Genomic DNA, 17,832 nt, shown 5'->3' on the forward strand with positions numbered 1-17,832 from the left:
TATCGGCTGCGGCCAGGTTTTATCTGGGGGTGATTATTTAAAAATAACGCTCGTGCGAAAGTGCCGTCGCCCGGGCGCTGTCCGCCGTCCTCGGAAAATCGGAATAATCCGAAAAAATCCTACCTATACTCTTCGCGTGACTCCGGAAGCATTGATAAGAACAGGAGGTGAACGAAATGGACTTCACGGATGCCGTTCGCTCAGCGTTTGATCAATATCCAGGATTCGAGGGCCGTGCACACCGTGCGCACGGCCCGCTGATCGCCTTCATCTCGCACGTCGGCCCGACGGTTCCGCTCACGGGGCGGCGCGCGCACCGCACCGACCATCCCGGCCGCTTCGGCCCCGATCCGTTCGTCGCAGGCTGACCGGCGCAGGCCCGGCGCGCCCGTCCGCGCGCCGCCGGCCGTCCCCGCGCCGTCGTCCGCCCGATTCTCCGAAATACCCCCCTTTCCAGGCTTTGCTCGACCGATCGGCGTTTGACGCGTCCATGAATAATCGGTGTCACTGGAAAGCGGCATCCCGCCGTACCCGTCTGGAGGCCACGTGGCAGACGAGAGCGATCTCGACAAAACCGAAGCCGCCACTCCCAGGCGCCGCGAGAAGGCGCGCGAGGAGGGGCAGGTCGCGCGCTCGCGCGAGCTGGCTTCGTTCGCGCTGCTCGCGTCGGGCTTCTACGGCACGTGGCTGCTCGCGGGACCGATCGGCCAGCACCTGCAGACGATGCTGCGCGGCGCCTTCACGTTCGACCGCGGGATCGCGTTCGATACGAACCGGATGCTGACTTCTGCGGGCAGCGTGAGCCTCGAAGGGCTCGCCGCGCTCGCGCCGCTGCTCGCGATGATGGGGGTTGCCGCGCTGCTCGCGCCGATGGCGCTCGGCGGCTGGCTGATCTCGTCGAAGACGTTCGAGCTGAAGCTCGACCGCCTGAACCCGATCACCGGCCTCGGCCGGATCTTCTCGGTCCAGGGGCCGATCCAGCTCGGCATGTCGCTCGCGAAGACGCTGGTCGTCGGCGGGATCGGCGGCATCGCGATCTGGCGCAGCAAGGACGAACTGCTCGGCCTCGCGATGCAGCCGCTCCACGCGGCGCTCGCCGACGCGCTGCACCTCGTCGCCGTGTGCTGCGGCACCACGGTCGCCGGGATGCTGGTCGTCGCCGCGCTCGACGTGCCGTATCAACTCTGGCAGTACAACAAGAAGTTGCGCATGACGAAGGAAGAAGTGAAGCGCGAGCATCGCGAGAACGAAGGCGATCCGCACGTGAAGGGCCGGATCCGCCAGCAGCAGCGCGCGATCGCGCGGCGCCGGATGATGGCGGCCGTGCCGAAGGCCGACGTCGTCGTCACGAACCCGACGCACTTCGCCGTCGCGCTGCAATACACGGACGGCGCGATGCGCGCGCCGAAGGTCGTCGCGAAGGGCGTGAATCTCGTCGCCGCGCGCATCCGCGAGCTCGCGGCCGAGCACAACGTGCCGCTGCTCGAAGCGCCGCCGCTCGCGCGGGCGCTGTATCACAACGTCGAACTCGAACGCGAGATCCCCGGCTCGCTGTACTCGGCCGTCGCCGAGGTGCTCGCGTGGGTGTACCAGCTCAAGCGCTTCCGTTCGGAAGGCGGCGCGTTCCCGGCGGCGCCGGTCGATCTCGACGTGCCGGCCGAACTCGACAAGGGCGCGTCGGTGTCCGCCGACGACGAGCGCGAGGAAGCCGAAGACGTGCTCGGCGCGCAGGCCCGCACCCAGGGGGGTAACGCATGAGCACGCCAGCCGGCCTGTTCGCGAAGCGCCCGAACCTGCTCGCGGGCACCAACCTGCGCGCGCTCGCGGGCCCGGTCCTCATCTGCATGATCCTGGGGATGATGATCCTGCCGCTGCCGCCGCTGCTGCTGGATCTGCTGTTCACGTTCAACATCGCGCTGTCCGTGATGGTGCTGCTGGTCAGCATGTACACGATGAAGCCGCTCGACTTCGCGGCGTTCCCGAGCGTGCTGCTGTTCTCGACGCTGCTGCGCCTGTCGCTGAACGTCGCGTCGACCCGCGTCGTGCTGCTCGAGGGCCACACGGGCCCGGACGCGGCCGGCCAGGTGATCGAGGCGTTCGGCCACTTCCTCGTCGGCGGCAACTTCGCGGTCGGCATCGTCGTGTTCGTGATCCTGATGATCATCAACTTCATGGTGATCACGAAGGGCGCGGGGCGGATCGCCGAAGTGTCCGCGCGCTTCACGCTCGACGCGATGCCCGGCAAGCAGATGGCGATCGACGCCGACCTGAACGCGGGCCTCATCAACGAGGAGCAGGCGAGAAAGCGCCGCACCGCGGTCGCGCAGGAAGCCGAATTCTACGGCTCGATGGACGGTGCGTCGAAGTTCGTGCGCGGCGATGCAATCGCGGGCCTGATCATCATGGCGATCAACGTGATCGGCGGGCTGATCGTCGGGATGATCCAGCACGACATGACGTTCGCGGCGGCCGGCACGAACTACACGCTGCTGACGATCGGCGACGGCCTCGTCGCGCAGATCCCGTCGCTCGTGATCTCGACCGCGGCCGGCGTGATCGTGTCGCGCGTCGCGACCGACGAGGACATCGGCACGCAGATCACCGGCCAGCTGTTCGCGAACCCGCGCGTGCTGGCGATCACCGGCACGATCATCCTGATCATGGGGCTGATCCCCGGCATGCCGCACTTCGCGTTCCTGCTGCTCGGCGGCGGCGCGATCTGGTTCGCCCGCACGCAGACGAAGCGCGCGGCGGCCCGCAAGGCGGCCGGCGACGTCACCGAGATCGCGCCGCCCGCCGCGCTGCCCGCCGACAGCCACGAGGCGACCTGGGACGACGTGCAGCTGATCGACCCGCTCGGCCTCGAAGTCGGCTACCGGCTGATCCCGCTCGTCGACAAGAACAGCGACGGCGAGCTGCTCAAGCGGATCAAGAGCATCCGCAAGAAATTCGCGCAGGAAATCGGCTTCCTGCCGCCCGTGATCCACATCCGCGACAACCTCGAATTGCGGCCGAACGGCTACCGGATCGCGCTGAAGGGCGTCGAGATCGGCATCGGCGAAGTGTTTCCGGGCCAGTGGCTCGCGATCAACCCGGGCCAGGTGACGGCCGCGATGCCCGGCGTGCCGACCACCGACCCGGCGTTCGGGCTGCCGGCCGTGTGGGTCGACGTCGCGATGCGCGAGCAGGCGCAGGTGTACGGCTACACGGTGGTCGACGCGAGCACGGTCGTCGCGACCCACCTGAACCATCTGGTCGTCCAGCACGCGGCCGAGCTGCTCGGCCGCCAGGAAGTGCAGGCGCTGATCGAGCGCACCGGCAAGGACGCGCCGTCGCTCGTCGAGGACCTCGTGCCGAAGACGATCTCGCTGACGACGCTGCAGAAGGTGCTGCAGAACCTGCTCGAGGAAGGCGTGCCGATCCGCGACATGCGCACGATCCTCGAAGCCGTGTCCGAGCACGCGGGCCGCATCACCGACGCATACGACATCACGGCCGCGGTGCGGCTCGCGCTCGGCCGCGCGATCACGCAGCAGTGGTATCCGGGCTCGGGCGAGATGCAGGTGATGGGCCTCGACGCGAATCTCGAGCGCGTGCTGTCGCAGGCGCTCGCCACGGGCGCGAACCCGGGCCTCGAGCCCGGCCTCGCGCACACGCTCCTGACCGGCACGCAGCAAGCGATGCTGCGTCAACAGAATCTCGGGCTGCCGCCCGTGCTGCTCGTGCAGCACGCGCTGCGGGCGATGCTCGCGCGCTTCCTGCGCCGCAGCCTGCCGCAATTGAAAGTGCTGTCGTATGCCGAAGTGCCGGATACACGCACGATCAAAGTCGTTAACGTCATCGGGGGTTCCGCTTGAACATTCGCAAATTCACCGGGCCGACGAGCCGCGACGCGCTGCGGCTCGTGCGCGAGGCGCTCGGCGCCGACGCCGTCGTGCTGTCGAACCGCACGCTCGATGACGGCAGTGTCGAAATCGTCGCGCTCGCCGACGCCGAGCTGTCGGCGATCACGCCGCCGGACGCGGCCGGCGCAGCCGCGCTGCCCGGCGCGGCGTTCCGGGCCGGCGCGCCGGCGCCCGCAGGCACGGCGCCGCGTGCGGCCGTCAATCCGTATGCGATGGGCGACGGCGGCTTGCCGGACGTGTTCTCGTCGGTGTTCGGCGCGAGCGCCGAGACGACCGACGCGCCGGCGGCGCCGGTGGCGGGCTTTGCCGCCGCCGCTGCGCCCGCTCGGGGAGTGCCTGCCGCGGGTTCGCCCGCCGCAGGATCGCCTGCCGCGGGATCGCCCGCCGCCTCTTCCGAACCCGCGCCGTGGCTGGTCGAGCACGCGAAGCGCCTGACGCAGCAGCGCGAAGCGCTGATCGCGCGCGCGCAGGCCACGCCGGCGCCGGAAGTCGCGCCGCGCGCCGCGCACGAAGCGACGCCGCCCGAGTGGGCGCGCGACATCGTGCGCAACGTCGCGCGCCGCGTGCCGGCGGACGACGCCGCGCCGCGCCGCGGCGCTGAAGCGCCCGCCCCGAAGGCGGCGGACCGCGCGCGCATGCCCGAAGACACGGCCGCCGCGGTGGCCGACGCGGTGAAGGCGCGCATCGAGCGGATCGTCAACGACACGGTGATGAACGAGCTCGGCTCGCTGCGCGGGATGATGGAGGAGCAGTTCGACAGCCTGATGTGGCATGAGCGCCAGCGCCGCAGCCCGGTGCACGGCGCGCTGACGAAGCACCTGTTCGCGGCCGGCTTCTCCGCGCAGCTCGTGCGGATGATGGTCGACAACCTGCCGCAGGGCGAAGGCGAGCAGACGTTCGAGCAGGCGGCCGAATGGGCGCAGTCGGTGCTCGAGTCGAACCTGCCGGTGCTCGACAGCGAGGAAGCGCTGATGGAGCGCGGCGGCGTGTTCGCGCTGATGGGGCCGACGGGCGTCGGCAAGACGACGACCACCGCGAAGCTCGCCGCGCGCTGCGTGATGCGCTTCGGCGCGAGCAAGGTCGCGCTGCTCACGACCGACAGCTACCGGATCGGCGGCCACGAGCAGCTGCGGATCTTCGGCAAGATCCTCGGCGTGCCCGTGCACGCGGTGAAGGACGCCGGCGACCTGCAGCTCGCGCTGTCCGAGCTGCGCAACAAGCACATCGTGCTGATCGACACGATCGGCATGAGCCAGCGCGACCGCGCGGTGTCCGACCAGATCGCGATGCTGCACGGCGCGAACACGCCGGTGCAGCGCCTCCTGCTGCTCAACGCGACGAGCCACGGCGACACGCTCAACGAGGTCGTGCAGGCGTACCGCAGCGCGGCCGGCCATCCGGACGCGGCGTCCGCGGAGCTCGCCGGCTGCATCCTCACGAAGCTCGACGAGGCGACCCACCTCGGCGGCGTGCTCGACACGGTGATCCGCTACAAGCTGCCGGTCCACTACGTGTCGACCGGCCAGAAGGTGCCGGAGAACCTGTACGTCGCGACGAAGAAATTCCTGATGAAGAGTGCTTTCTGTGTGCCGCGCGACGGCTCGCCCTTCGTGCCGCAGGACGAGGACATGCCGACGCTGCTTTCCGCGTTGACCGCACGTTCGACCGCCGAGCTGCACGAGGTGCGTTTTGGATAAAAGGATGATCGACCAGGCCGAAGGATTGCGGCGCCTGCTGGCCGGGCGCGCTTCGAGGATCGTCGCGGTGGCGGGCGGGCCGGCGGGCGTCGGCTGCACGTCGACCGTCGTGAACCTGGCCGCGGCGCTGGCCGCGCTGGGCAAGGACGTGCTCGTCGTCGACGAGCGCGCGGACGTGCATTCGGCCGCCGCGACGCTCGCCGGGTCCTGGCTGCGGGACGGCGCACGCACGCGCGTGGCCGCCGGGTTCGGCGTGTGCGCCGCGTCGCGGCTCGCGCGCGCCGGCTACAGCGACGCGCAGCTCAGCGATTTCGTCGACGGCCCGGCCGACATCGTGCTCGTCGATGCGCAGCTCGACGCCGACGGCGGGTTCTCGGCGCTCGCGCGCGAAGCGCACGACGTGCTGATCGTCACGCGCGTCGCCGCGCAGGCGATCACCGAGGCGTACGCGTGCATGAAGCGGCTGCATTTCGCGCACGCGATCGCGCAGTTCCGCGTGCTGACCAACCACGTCGGCAGCCACGCCGACGCGAAGACCGCGTTCGACAACCTCGCGGGCGTCGCGAGCCGCTACCTGACCGTGTCGATCGCCGACGCGGGCTGCGTGAGCGCCGATCCGCTCGTCGAGCATGCGCGCGAGCTCGTGCGCACGGCGGTCGACGCGTTTCCGTCGTCGCCGGCCGCGCGCGATTACCGGCAGATTGCCGCCGACCTGCTGTACTGGCCGCTGCGTCCGCGGCCGGGCGCCGGCGCGGCGCGGGCGGGCGGCAGCCCGTCGTTCGAGGCGGGCGCGGCGCACGCCGCGTGAGGGCCACCGGAAGGAGAGAGCCATGATGTACAACGCTCAAGGAAAGATTTCGCAGGCCGACGTGCTCGCGCAATACGCGCCGCTCGTGCGCCGCCTGGGCCTGCAGCTCGTCGCGAAGATGCCGGCGAGCGTCGATCTCGACGACCTGATCCAGGCCGGGATGATCGGCCTGATGGACGCGGCCGGGCGCTACAAGGAAGACCAGGGCGCGCAGTTCGAGACCTACGCGACGCAGCGGATTCGCGGCGCGATGCTCGACGAGCTGCGCAGCAACGACTGGCTGCCGCGCAGCCTGCGCAAGACGTCGCGCGAGGTCGAGCATGCGGTGCACCAGGTCGAGCAGCATCTCGGCCGCGCGGCGAGCGAGGCCGAGATCGCGCAGCACCTGAACATGCCGCTCGACGAATACCAGGGGATGCTGCAGGACCTGCACGGCAGCCAGCTCATCTACTACGAGGATTTCGACCGCGCGGCCGACGACGAGCCGTTCCTCGACCGCTATCGCGTCGATCACGCCGATCCGCTGTCGTCGCTGCTCGACGAGCACCTGCGCGAGGCGCTGGTCGAGGCGATCGAGCGGCTGCCGGAGCGCGAGAAGCTGCTGATGTCGCTGTACTACGAACGCGGGCTGAACCTGCGCGAGATCGGCGCGGTGCTCGAAGTGAGCGAATCGCGCGTGTGCCAGCTGCACAGCCAGGCGGTCGCGCGGCTGCGCGCCCGGCTGCGCGAGCAGGCGTGGGTCGGCGCGGAGAACTGACCCTTTCAGGCGCACGCAAGGCGGGTACGCAATATTCCCGCCGATTTGCTACAATCCCACCCGTTTTCCGAGGAGCGTTGCGACGGACCATCCAGCGTCCGCCAGGCTCGGAAAGCTTCACCAAGCGGCCGGGCCGCGGCGCAATGCGCCGGCTCCCGCTTCCTGAACGGCGCTCACGTCACCATTTTCTAGAACTTTTTTAGAAAGGAGGGCGTGATGAACGCCATCATCGATTTCAAAGCTTCCAACGATTACGTCGTCGCCGACATGGCGCTTGCCGGCTGGGGCCGCAAGGAACTGAACATCGCCGAGACCGAAATGCCGGGCCTCGTGCAGATCCGCGACGAATACAAGGCGCAGCAGCCGCTGAAGGGCGCGCGCATCGCGGGCTCGCTGCACATGACGATCCAGACCGGCGTGCTGATCGAGACGCTGAAGGCGCTCGGCGCCGAAGTCCGCTGGGCATCGTGCAACATCTTCTCGACGCAGGACCACGCCGCCGCCGCGATCGTCGAGTCCGGCACGCCGGTGTTCGCGTTCAAGGGCGAATCGCTCGACGAATACTGGGAGTTCTCGCACCGCATCTTCGAATGGCCGAACGGCGAGTTCGCGAACATGATCCTCGACGACGGCGGCGACGCGACGCTGCTGCTGATCCTCGGCTCGAAGGCCGAGAAGGACCGTTCGGTGATCGCCAAGCCGACCAACGAGGAAGAAGTCGCGCTGTACAAGTCGATCGCGAAGCACCTCGACCTCGACGCGAACTGGTACTCGAAGCGCCTCGCGCACATCAAGGGCGTCACCGAAGAAACGACGACCGGCGTGCACCGCCTGTACCAGATGGAAAAGGACGGCCGCCTGCCGTTCCCGGCGTTCAACGTGAACGATTCGGTCACGAAGTCGAAGTTCGACAACCTGTACGGCTGCCGCGAGTCGCTCGTCGACGGCATCAAGCGTGCGACCGACGTGATGATCGCGGGCAAGGTCGCGGTCGTCGCGGGCTACGGCGACGTGGGCAAGGGCTGCGCGCAGTCGCTGCGCGGCCTGGGCGCGACCGTGTGGGTCACCGAAATCGATCCGATCTGCGCACTGCAGGCGGCGATGGAAGGCTACCGCGTCGTGACGATGGAATACGCGGCCGACAAGGCCGACATCTTCGTGACGGCGACCGGCAACTACCACGTGATCAACCACGATCACATGAAGGCGATGCGCCACAACGCGATCGTCTGCAACATCGGCCACTTCGACTCGGAAATCGACGTCGCGTCGACCCGCCAGTACACGTGGGAAAACATCAAGCCGCAGGTCGACCACATCATCTTCCCGGACGGCAAGCGCGTGATCCTGCTGGCCGAAGGCCGCCTCGTGAACCTCGGCTGCGCGACCGGCCACCCGTCGTTCGTGATGTCGAACTCGTTCGCGAACCAGACCCTCGCGCAGATCGAGCTGTTCACGCGCGGCGGCGAGTACGGGAACAAGGTGTACGTGCTGCCGAAGCACCTCGACGAGAAGGTCGCGCGCCTGCACCTCGCGCGCATCGGCGCGAACCTGTCGGTGCTGTCGGACGAGCAGGCGTCGTACATCGGCGTGGCGAAGGAAGGCCCGTTCAAGCCGAACCACTACCGCTACTGATGCGGCAAGCCGCCGCCCGCCGGCGGCGGGGCGCGCCGCGAAGCGTTTTCGCTTTCGCGCGCGCGTCCCGCCACCGGCGCGGCGGCGCCGTTCCGTCCGAGCGTCCACCGAACCGGAGCATTACATGAGCGTCATCCTGTCCTGGATCATCAATGCCCTCGCGCTGCTGATCATCACCTACCTGGTGCCGTCGATCCACATCAAGAGCTTCGGCACCGCGCTGATCGTCGCGGTCGTGCTGGGGCTGATCAACACGGTGATCCGGCCGGTGCTGATCCTGCTGACGCTGCCCGTCACGGTCGTCACGCTCGGGCTGTTCATCCTCGTCGTCAACGCGCTGTGCTTCTGGTTCGCGTCGTCGCTGCTCAAGGGCTTCGAGGTATCCGGGTTCTGGTCCGCATTCTTCGGTTCGATCCTGTACAGCATCGTGTCCTGGCTGCTGTCCGCCCTGATCTTCGGCCAGCGCAACATCGGCTGAGCAGGCCCGTCCAGCGCCTTCTGAATCATGAAACCGATCGAACTCTCGTTTGAATTCTTCCCGCCGAAGACGGCGGAAGGCGTCGAGAAGCTGCGCGCAACCCGTGCGCAGCTGCTGCCGCTGAAGCCGAAATTCGTCTCCGTGACGTTCGGCGCCGGCGGCTCGACGCAGCAGGGCACGCTCGATACCGTGCTCGACATGCAGAAGGACGGCCTCGAGGCCGCGCCGCACCTGTCGTGCATCGGCTCGTCGAAGGACAGCCTGCGCGCGATCCTCGACCAGTACCGCTCGCACGGCATCCGCCACATCGTCGCGCTGCGCGGCGACCTGCCGTCCGGCATGGGCGAGGTCGGCGAGCTGCGCTACGCGTCGGAGCTGGTCAGCTTCATCCGCGCGGAGCACGGCGACTGGTTCCGCATCGAGGTCGCCGGGTATCCGGAATACCATCCGCAGTCGCGCTCGCCGAAGGCCGATCTCGAGAACTTCGCGCGCAAGGTGAAGGCCGGCGCGAATTCCGCGATCACGCAGTATTTCTTCAACGCCGACGCGTATTTCCGCTTCGTCGACGACGCGCGCAAGCTCGGCGTCGAGGTGCCGATCGTGCCGGGCATCATGCCGATCACGAACTTCTCGCAGCTGATGCGCTTCTCCGAGATGTGCGGCGCCGAGGTGCCGCGCTGGATCGCGCGCCGGCTCGAGAGCTTCGGCGACGATCGCGACGCGATCCGCGCGTTCGGCGCGGACGTCGTCACGGGCCTGTGCCAGCGGCTGCTCGACGCCGGCGTGCCGGGGCTGCATTTCTATACGCTGAACAGCGCGGCCGCGACCAAGACGATCTGCGAACGGCTCGGCGTGTAAGCGCCGCGCGGCTGCGCAGACTGCGACGAAGCCCTGCCGGCGTTGCCGGCGGGGCTTTTTTCGTTTGCGGACACGGGCGACGGGCTAGCGGCGCATCACCCCCGCGCCTGCATCAGCGGCGGCCGGCGGTCGAACCACGGCCGCGCCTGTTCGAGCTGCCGCGCGAGCTTCAGCAGCAGCGCGTCGTCGCCGTGGCGCGCGGCGAACTGCACGCCGATCGGCAGGCCGCGCGCGTTCCAGTAGAGCGGCACCGACATCGCCGGCTGGCCGGTCAGGTTGAACAGCTCGGTGCAGCCGGCCCACGCGAACGCCTTCTGCGACGCCTTCGCGAGCATCTCCTTCAGCAGCGGCTTGATCGGCAGCGCCGCGAGCAGCTTCATCTGCGCATGCTCGAACGGCGTCGGCTGCAGCTCGCCGATCTTGACCGGCGGGCCGGCGAGCGACGCGCACAGCAGCACGTCGTAGTGCGCGGCGGCGCGCGCGACCTGCACGGTGAGCTGGCGCTGCCACTCGAGCACGTCCGGCAGCCGGGTGCGTGCGAGCCGCCGGCCGACCACGGCCATCGCCCACGTCGCCGCCTCGAATTCGCCGCGTTGCGGCGTGCGGCCCGTCAGCATGCGCGCGCCGAGCACCATCTCCTCGGCGATCGTCGCCCATAGCGTCAGGAAGGTCTCGCCGATGCGCGCGTAGTCGAGGTTCAGCGTCGCCGGCTCGACGTGATGGCCGAGCGACGCAACGAGCGCGGCGGCGTCGTCGAGCGCCGCGCGCGTATCGTCGGCGAGCGCCGGCGCGAGCATCGGGTGGGTGACGAGGCCGATCCGCAGCGCGGCGGGCGGCGTGTCGAGCGCGCCGAGGAAGGTGTCGGGCGCGCCGGGCGGCAGCGCCCGGCCGGTCGTGACGTCGAGCAGCAGCGCGCTGTCGCGCACGCTGCGCGCGATCGCGTGCTGGACGACCAGGTCGCCGTTCGTCGGCACGTCGACCAGCGCCGGGTTGCGGCTCGGCTTGAGGCCGAACAGCCCACAGCACGACGCGGGAATACGGATCGAGCCGCCGCCGTCGGACGCGTGCGCGAGCGGCACGATGCCGGCCGCGACGGCCGCGGCCGCGCCGCCGCTCGAGCCGCCGGGCGTGTGGTCGAGGCTCCACGGGTTGCGGCACGCGCCGAACAGCTCCGGCTCGGTATACGGCATCTGGCCGATTTCGGACGTGTTGGTCTTGCCGAAGACGTTGAGCCCCGCCGCGCGGCTTTTCGCGATCAGCGGCGAATCGGCGTCGGGCACGAAATACCGGTAATGCCGGCTGCCCATCGACAGCGGCAGCCCCGCGACCGCCGCGCCGAGATCCTTGACGAGATAGGGTACGCCCGCGAACGGACCGCCGGATTCGAGCAGCGCGGCGGCGCGCTCGCGCGCGGTGTCGTAATCCTGCAGCACGACCGCGTTGATCGCGGGATTGACCGCTTCGGCCTGCCCGATCGCGGCGTCGATCAGCTCGCGCGGGCTCACCTTGCGTTGGCGGACGAGCTCGGCGAGGCCGATCGCGTCGTGGGCGAGATAGTCCGAGTGCACCGCTGTCACCCCCGTTGTGACGTGTGGCGTGTGGCGATGGAAGCCGGCGGGGCGGGCGGGCCGCACCGCCGTGCCGCTTACAGTTGCTCGGCGAGGAACGTCAGCGTGCGGCCGTGCGCGAGCGCCGCTGCGCGCTGGTGGTACGACGCGCGCTCGGCGCAGTTGAAGCCGTGCTCGGCGCCCGGATACAGATGGAATGCGGCGTTGTCGCGGCCGGCGAACGCGGCCTTCACCTGGTCGACCGCCGCGAGCGGGATCCCGTGGTCGTTTTCCGCGTAATGGAACAGGATCGGCTGCGTGACCTTGCCTGCGACGTCGAGCACGTTCTGGATGCCGCCGCCGTAATAGGCGACCGCCGCGTCGATCTTGCCGGTCGCGGCCGCGAGATACGCGAGGCGGCCGCCGAAGCAGTAGCCGATCGCGGCGACCTTGCCGCCGACTTCGGGCCGCGTGCGCAGCAGGTCGGCCGCCGCGGCGATGTCCGCGACCGCGAGGTTCACGTCGGTCTTCTGCAGCAGCTCGATGCCCTTGTCGCGGTCCGCGCCCTCGTAGGCCAGCTCGACGCGCGGCTGGGTGCGCCAGAACACGTCCGGCGCGAGCGCGACGTAGCCGTCGGCCGCGTACTGGTCGGCGACCGAGCGGATATGCGCGTTCACGCCGAAGATCTCCTGCACGATGATGACGGCGGGGCCCTTGCCGCGCCGCGGCAGCGCGAGATAGCCGCCGAAGCTGTCGTTACCGGTCGGGATGTCGATCCATTGGGCAGTCACGGTGCACTCCTGCAAGCGAGGCCGCGCCGCGCGCGCCTCTCGGGATTGAAAAAGGGGACGGTCTAGTGTGCCACCGATCGGCAAGAAGCGGTTGCAGTGCGCGCCGCTCGCTTCTCGCGCAGCGAACGTTCCGTTCACGATTATTCATTTTTCGGTGGTGCGGCGCTTCGGTAGAGTCGAACGCATCGACCCATTACAACGCGCTTTCGCGCGCCACCGAAGGATCCGCTCATGTCAGTCCACTCCCTGTCCACGCCGTTCGCCGAACGCTTCGGCCTGCGCCTGCCGCTCGTGCAGGCACCCATGGTCGGCGCGACCACGCCCGCGATGGTCGCCGCCGCATCGAACGCCGGCGCGCTCGGCAGCCTCGGCGGCGGCGCGTTCGCGCCCGACCGTCTCGCCGACGAGGTCGCGCAGATCCGCGCGGCCACCGACCGCCCGTTCGCGGTCAACCTGTTCGTGCTGCCGGAGCTCGTGCCCGACGCGGCGACGATCGCGCGCGCGCTCGCCGCGATCGATCCGCTCAACGCGGCGCTCGGCCTGCCGCCGGGCGTCGCGCCCGCGCGCTTCGCGCCCGACTTTCGCGCGCAGCTCGACATGCTGGTGTCGCTGCGCGTGCCGGTCGCGAGCTTCACGTTCGGCGTGCTCGACGCGGCCGACGTCGCCCGGCTGAAGGCGGCCGGCACCTATGTGATCGGCACCGCGACGCATGTCGCGGAAGGGCTCGCATGGAAGGCGGCCGGCGCCGACGCGCTGTCCGCGCAGGGCGCCGAGGCGGGCGGCCATCGCGGGACGTTCATCGGCGCGGCCGACGACGCGCTGATCGGCACGCTCGCGCTCGTGCCGCAGCTCGTCGACGCGACCGGGCTGCCCGTGCTCGCGGCGGGCGGCATCATGGACGGCCGCGGCATCGCGGCGGCGCTCGCGCTCGGCGCGCAGGCCGCGCAGCTCGGCACCGCGTTCCTGACGTGCGCGGAAAGCGCAATCGCCGCCGACTGGAAAGCGCGGTTGCTTGCGAGCACGGACACGTCGACGCAGGTCACGCGCGCGATCACCGGGCGTCATGCGCGCGGGCTGCGCAACACGCTGATGGCGCGGCTCGGCGAGCGCCCCGGCGACGTCGCGCCGTATCCGGTGCAGAACGCGCTGACGCAGCCGCTGCGCCAGGCCGCCGCGCGCGCGAACGACGGCGACTATCTGTCGCTGTGGGCCGGGCAGGGCGCGCCGCTCGCGCGGCGGCGCGGCGACGCACTGACGACGTCGCAATTGATCGATGCGCTCGACGCCGAATGGCGTGCGGCGGCGCGCTGAGCGCGCGTCGTTCGAGTGCAATGAAACGCGCGTTCGGGCGCGCGTCCGGTGTCGCGAACCGATGCCTAAAATGATGATCGAGAATGTTGCGCGAACGCCTTGTAAAAGCCTTTCAATAAGGTATCAGGGCTAGCGGAAACCCTTATCCTGCGGGCGTTGCGGCGAGGCGCGAGGGTGGCCTGATACATGCTTGCATCGGTAGTGTTACCACTACCCCAAAAAAGTCCCACAAATTAATTTGATCACCTACACTTCGGCGCAAGTACGGGTGGGCGGCTGCTAAAAGCGGCCGCTTCGCGTGCTTGAGGCCAAGTGCATGAACGATGCAACCGGCGAATCGTCCAGTGATGGCAAGCACAGGGATGGCAGCGGGGCACCGGGCGATGGCGTTTTTGGGGATCGAAACTGGAGACTTATATGAATATCAAGATGCAAAAGCTGCTGCCGATCGCCGCAGCGGCAACGCTGTGCGTTGCTGCCGCAGGCAATGCGTCCGCCGATCAAGTCGTCAAGATCGGCCACGTCGCGCCGTTGACGGGCGGCATTGCACACCTCGGCAAGGACAATGAAAACGGCGCGCGTCTCGCCGTCGAGGAAATCAACGCGAAGGGTCTCACGGTCGGCGGCCAGAAAATCACGCTGCAGCTCGATGCGCAGGATGACGCGGCCGACCCGCGGCAGGCGACGCAGGTCGCGCAGAAGCTCGTCGACGACAAGGTCGTCGCGGTGGTCGGCCACCTGAACTCGGGCACCTCGATTCCGGCGTCGAAGATCTACAGCGATTCCGGCATCGTGCAGATCTCGCCGTCGGCGACCAACCCGGCTTACACGCAGCAAGGCTTCAAGACGACGTACCGCGTCGTCGCGACCGATGCGCAGCAGGGCCCGGCACTCGCGAACTACGCGCATTCGAAGGGCATCAAGAGCGTCGCCGTGGTCGACGATTCGACCGCTTACGGCCAGGGTCTCGCGAACGAGTTCGAGAAGAAGGCCAAGGCGCTCGGCCTGAAGGTGATGTCGCACGACGCGACGAACGACAAGGCGGTCGACTTCCGCGCGATTCTGACCAAGATCAAGGGCGAGAATCCGGACGCGATCATGTACGGCGGCATGGATGCGACGGGCGGCCCGTTCGCGAAGCAGGCGAAGCAGCTCGGCCTGCGCGCGAAGATCCTCGCGGGCGACGGCGTGTGTACCGAGAAGCTGTCCGACCTCGCCGGCGACGCGACCGACAACATCGTGTGCTCGGAAGCGGGTGCTTCGCTCGAGAAGATGCCGGGCGGCAGCGCGTTCAAGGCGAAGTACGAGAAGCGCTTCGGCCAGCCGATCCAGATCTACGCGCCGTTCACGTATGACGCGGTGTATATCATCGCCGACGCGATGAAGCGCGCGAACTCGACCGATCCGGCGAAGATTCTCGCGGCGATGCCGGAGACGAACTACACGGGCGTGATCGGCACGACGTCGTTCGACTCGAAGGGCGACCTGAAGCACGGCGTGATTTCGCTCTACAACTACAAGGGCGGCAAGAAGACCTTCCTCGACGAAGTGAAGATGTAAGCAGCGAGCGGTCGACAGCAGGGGTAGAAACGCGCATGCGGCAACGCATGCGCGTTTCTTTTTGCGGGGTTCGCCGCGTGCGGGCCTGCCGTCAGATCTTCAGATGCGCGAGCACCTTCGGCGCGACGGCCGCGACGAGCGCCGCGCACAGCGCGACGACCGCGAGCCCGATCGTCAGGTTCGCGGCTTGCGCGACCGCGCCGATCACGACCGGACCGAACAGCAGTCCGAAATAGGCGAGGCCGGCCACGTGCGCGAGGCCTTCGGCCGCATGGATGCCCTTCACGCGCGCGGCCGCGGCGAACAGCACCGGCATCATGTTCGCGAGCCCGAGGCCCATCAGCGTGAAACCCGTCAGCACCGCGGCCGGGTGCGGCAACAGCAGCGCGCCGATCATCCCCGCGCACGCGAGCGACGCGCTCGCGAACACGAGCTGCGGCGCGCCGAAGCGCGCGCGCACCGCGTCGCCGGCGAAGCGCGCGGCCGCCATGCCGCCGGAGAAGGCCGCATACGCGGCGCTCGCGAGCGCGGGGCTGGCCGCGACGACGTCGCGCATGTAGACGGTCGCCCAGTCGTACATCGCGCCTTCGGCGATGAGCGCCACGAGCGCGATGCCGCCGAGCATCCACAGCGCGGGCGAGCGCCAGCGGTTGCCGCCGCCGTGCGTGTGCGCGTGATGCGGGACGTGCGGCAGCACCGACGGGCACGCGGCGACGAGCACCGCGGCGCTGACCGCCGCGGCGAGCGCGAGGTGGGCGGCGGGCGCCATGCCGGCCGACAGCAGCGCGCCGCCGGCCGCCGCGCCGGCCATCCCGCCGATGCTGAACATCCCGTGCAGCGCCGACATGATCGGCCTGCCGATTGCGATCTCGACCGCGCTCGCCTCGGCGTTCATCGCGACGTCGAGCGTCGCCATCGAGAAGCCGAACAGCGCGAGCACCGCGAGCAGCAGCGGATAGTCGGGCACCACGAGGAGCAGCGCCGCGCACGCCGACATCACGAGGCCGCCCGCGAGGCACGCGGTGCGCGAGCCGACGCGCGCGATCCAGCGCGCGACGGTCAGCATCGCGGCGATCGAGCCGCCGGCCACCGCGAACAGCGCGATGGACAGCAGCGCGGGACTCAGCGCGAACTTGTCGCGCACGGTCGGCACATGCACGCCCCACGACGCGTACATCATGCCGGCGACGAAGAACAGCGCCATCGTGGCGGTGCGGGCCCGCTGGCGAACGGGGAGCGAAAGGGCGCGGTGCGCGGCGGGCGCGGCGGGCGCGGCCGCAAGGTCGGGGGAGGATTCGGACACGTCAAGCTCTGCAGAGGAAAAATGGTCGAACGCGCGACACGTCGATCGAGATTCGTCCGATTCTATCGAAGCGCTTACGATTTCGCTGGCGCTGTGCGTGTGGTTCGATGCCGGGCGCACGTCGCCCGATTCGCCGCGACGGCGGTCACGAGTAACATCGATCCACCACGGCGCGCACGCTGCGCCGCCTTTCGCCCGCAGGAGTTTTCGTGAACATCGACCCCGCCCTTGCCCTGCATCTGCTGCACCGTTGCGCGCTCGGCACGCTTGCGACGCACGCGCGCGAGCCGCAAGGCTTTCCGTATCCGACGGTCGTGCCGTTCGCGCCGGACGCGCGCCACCGGCCCGTGATCCTCGTGAGCGGCCTCGCCGAGCACACGCGCAATCTCGCCGCCGATCCGCGCGCGGGCTTTCTCGTCGTCGACGCGCCGGACGGCGACGTGCTGAACGCCGAGCGCGCGACGCTGCTCGGCCGCTTCGCGCCGGTCGATGCCGATCCGCATCTGGTCGCGCGCTACCTGCGCTACGAACCGGACGCCGCGCGCTATCTCGCGCTCGGCGATTTCACGTTCTGGGCGCTCGACGTGGAGCGGCTGCGCTATATCGGCGGATTCGGCCGGATGGGCTGGGTGGAAGGTGCGGCGCTCGACGCGCGGGCGCCGCTCGGCTTCGACGACGAGCAGGCGCTGTGGGCCGCATACGACGCCGCCGACGTGCGCCGCGCCGGGCTCGACCTGCTGGGCGTCGACCGCTACGGCGCGGACTGGCGGCACGACGGCCGGCGGATCCGCACCGCGTTCGACGCACCGCAGACGGACACCGGCGCGCTGCGCACGCAACTGGTTGCATGCGCACAACGTGTGGCGTGACGTCGCGGCGTCGATCTGTTTATTTCGTTGACTATACAAGTCGATCTTTCCGATCCTGTCGTCTGATGAAAGCTTTGATTTTTGGGATGCAGGGTAATTGCGTATGCTGAAAGTCTTAATAGCCGCCTGCTTTTGTCCTAATCTCGCTGTAAGGACATGGAAAATTGAGAAATGGCGGCGACGGGTCAAAATGACCCGGCCGAATGGCAATTCAACTCGGGATTTTCATTGAGTCTGCTTCATTCAATTCCGTTTTGTGCTAATCTCTGCCTTCAAAATCCGAGGCACAAATATTTCAAGAATGGTGAACCGG

Annotated in this window: 15 protein-coding genes and 1 riboswitch; of the genes, 12 read left to right on the forward strand and 3 right to left on the reverse strand. The window is 68.9% G+C overall.

Translation table 11 applies throughout. The annotated features are described in order from the left end of the window. Positions 1-176: 176 nt before the first annotated feature. The 9 genes from HWX31_RS27915 to metF all read left to right on the forward strand — a co-directional run bounded on the left by HWX31_RS27915 (position 177) and on the right by metF (position 10,138). A complete protein-coding gene (locus HWX31_RS27915) occupies positions 177-368 on the forward strand; it encodes a hypothetical protein (protein WP_174966088.1) in 192 nt (63 codons plus the stop codon). A gap of 178 nt (positions 369-546) precedes the next feature. Beyond that, positions 547-1,758, forward strand: a complete 1,212-nt coding sequence (gene flhB / locus HWX31_RS27920; protein WP_059775910.1) for a flagellar biosynthesis protein FlhB — start codon at positions 547-549, stop codon at positions 1,756-1,758. Then, positions 1,755-3,857 (forward strand): flagellar biosynthesis protein FlhA, encoded by a 2,103-nt coding sequence (gene flhA, locus HWX31_RS27925; protein WP_059609367.1) that lies wholly within the window; start codon positions 1,755-1,757, stop codon positions 3,855-3,857. Before flhB ends, flhA begins: the two co-directional genes overlap by 4 nt. Then, the gene (gene flhF / locus HWX31_RS27930; protein WP_175933988.1) at positions 3,854-5,602 is read left to right on the forward strand and encodes a flagellar biosynthesis GTPase FlhF; all 1,749 of its coding nucleotides are present in this window, start codon (positions 3,854-3,856) and stop codon (positions 5,600-5,602) included. Before flhA ends, flhF begins: the two co-directional genes overlap by 4 nt. After that, on the forward strand, positions 5,595-6,410 hold the full coding sequence (locus HWX31_RS27935) for a MinD/ParA family ATP-binding protein (RefSeq protein ID WP_174964685.1): 816 nt from the start codon (positions 5,595-5,597) through the stop codon (positions 6,408-6,410). The genes flhF and HWX31_RS27935 overlap by 8 nt, the downstream gene beginning before the upstream one ends. 22 nt (positions 6,411-6,432) lie before the next feature. Further along, on the forward strand, positions 6,433-7,167 hold the full coding sequence (locus HWX31_RS27940; RefSeq protein ID WP_059609364.1) for an RNA polymerase sigma factor FliA: 735 nt from the start codon (positions 6,433-6,435) through the stop codon (positions 7,165-7,167). A 63-nt stretch (positions 7,168-7,230) separates the two neighbouring features. Beyond that, positions 7,231-7,349, forward strand: a riboswitch (S-adenosyl-L-homocysteine riboswitch). A 34-nt stretch (positions 7,350-7,383) separates the two neighbouring features. Continuing rightward, positions 7,384-8,802 carry an adenosylhomocysteinase gene (ahcY, locus tag HWX31_RS27945; RefSeq protein WP_174964684.1) on the forward strand — a complete coding sequence of 473 codons (1,419 nt, stop codon included), beginning with the start codon at positions 7,384-7,386 and terminating at the stop codon, positions 8,800-8,802. Positions 8,803-8,926: 124 nt separating this feature from the next. Further along, a complete protein-coding gene (locus tag HWX31_RS27950; RefSeq protein WP_010093000.1) occupies positions 8,927-9,280 on the forward strand; it encodes a phage holin family protein in 354 nt (117 codons plus the stop codon). Positions 9,281-9,307: 27 nt separating this feature from the next. Next, positions 9,308-10,138 carry a methylenetetrahydrofolate reductase [NAD(P)H] gene (metF, locus tag HWX31_RS27955; protein ID WP_010092999.1) on the forward strand — a complete coding sequence of 277 codons (831 nt, stop codon included), beginning with the start codon at positions 9,308-9,310 and terminating at the stop codon, positions 10,136-10,138. 95 nt (positions 10,139-10,233) lie between these two features. Here the strand turns inward: metF and HWX31_RS27960 are convergent, their stop codons facing one another. Next, on the reverse strand, positions 10,234-11,706 hold the full coding sequence (locus tag HWX31_RS27960) for an amidase (protein ID WP_059775913.1): 1,473 nt from the start codon (positions 11,704-11,706) through the stop codon (positions 10,234-10,236). Between the two features lie 77 nt (positions 11,707-11,783). Continuing rightward, positions 11,784-12,476, reverse strand: a complete 693-nt coding sequence (locus HWX31_RS27965) for a dienelactone hydrolase family protein (RefSeq protein ID WP_174964683.1) — start codon at positions 12,474-12,476, stop codon at positions 11,784-11,786. 231 nt (positions 12,477-12,707) lie between these two features. Between HWX31_RS27965 and HWX31_RS27970 the strand changes: the two genes are divergently transcribed. Then, on the forward strand, positions 12,708-13,787 hold the full coding sequence (locus HWX31_RS27970; RefSeq protein ID WP_174964682.1) for an NAD(P)H-dependent flavin oxidoreductase: 1,080 nt from the start codon (positions 12,708-12,710) through the stop codon (positions 13,785-13,787). A 417-nt stretch (positions 13,788-14,204) separates the two neighbouring features. Beyond that, positions 14,205-15,347: a branched-chain amino acid ABC transporter substrate-binding protein gene (locus HWX31_RS27975; protein WP_174964681.1), complete on the forward strand. Its 1,143-nt coding sequence runs from the start codon at positions 14,205-14,207 to the stop codon at positions 15,345-15,347. A 91-nt stretch (positions 15,348-15,438) separates the two neighbouring features. On the opposite strand, the gene HWX31_RS27980 is transcribed toward HWX31_RS27975, so the two are convergent. Further along, entirely contained in the window at positions 15,439-16,650 is a 1,212-nt protein-coding gene (locus HWX31_RS27980; protein ID WP_174964680.1) for an MFS transporter, read from the reverse strand. A gap of 209 nt (positions 16,651-16,859) precedes the next feature. Between HWX31_RS27980 and HWX31_RS27985 the strand changes: the two genes are divergently transcribed. Next, a complete protein-coding gene (locus HWX31_RS27985; protein WP_174964679.1) occupies positions 16,860-17,519 on the forward strand; it encodes a HugZ family pyridoxamine 5'-phosphate oxidase in 660 nt (219 codons plus the stop codon). Positions 17,520-17,832: the final 313 nt, after the last annotated feature.

The organism is Burkholderia ubonensis (genome assembly GCF_902833085.1).
Taxonomy (GTDB): domain Bacteria; phylum Pseudomonadota; class Gammaproteobacteria; order Burkholderiales; family Burkholderiaceae; genus Burkholderia; species Burkholderia ubonensis.

What these genes read in the sequence shown, in the direction of transcription:
- HWX31_RS27915 (WP_174966088.1), top strand. Translation starts at nt 177, where the DNA reads ATGGACTTCACGGATGCCGTTCGCTCAGCGTTTGATCAATATCCAGGA.
- flhA (WP_059609367.1), top strand. Translation starts at nt 1,755, where the DNA reads ATGAGCACGCCAGCCGGCCTGTTCGCGAAGCGCCCGAACCTGCTCGCG.
- HWX31_RS27940 (WP_059609364.1), top strand. Translation starts at nt 6,433, where the DNA reads ATGATGTACAACGCTCAAGGAAAGATTTCGCAGGCCGACGTGCTCGCG.
- ahcY (WP_174964684.1), top strand. Translation starts at nt 7,384, where the DNA reads ATGAACGCCATCATCGATTTCAAAGCTTCCAACGATTACGTCGTCGCC.
- HWX31_RS27950 (WP_010093000.1), top strand. Translation starts at nt 8,927, where the DNA reads ATGAGCGTCATCCTGTCCTGGATCATCAATGCCCTCGCGCTGCTGATC.
- metF (WP_010092999.1), top strand. Translation starts at nt 9,308, where the DNA reads ATGAAACCGATCGAACTCTCGTTTGAATTCTTCCCGCCGAAGACGGCG.
- HWX31_RS27970 (WP_174964682.1), top strand. Translation starts at nt 12,708, where the DNA reads ATGTCAGTCCACTCCCTGTCCACGCCGTTCGCCGAACGCTTCGGCCTG.
- HWX31_RS27975 (WP_174964681.1), top strand. Translation starts at nt 14,205, where the DNA reads ATGAATATCAAGATGCAAAAGCTGCTGCCGATCGCCGCAGCGGCAACG.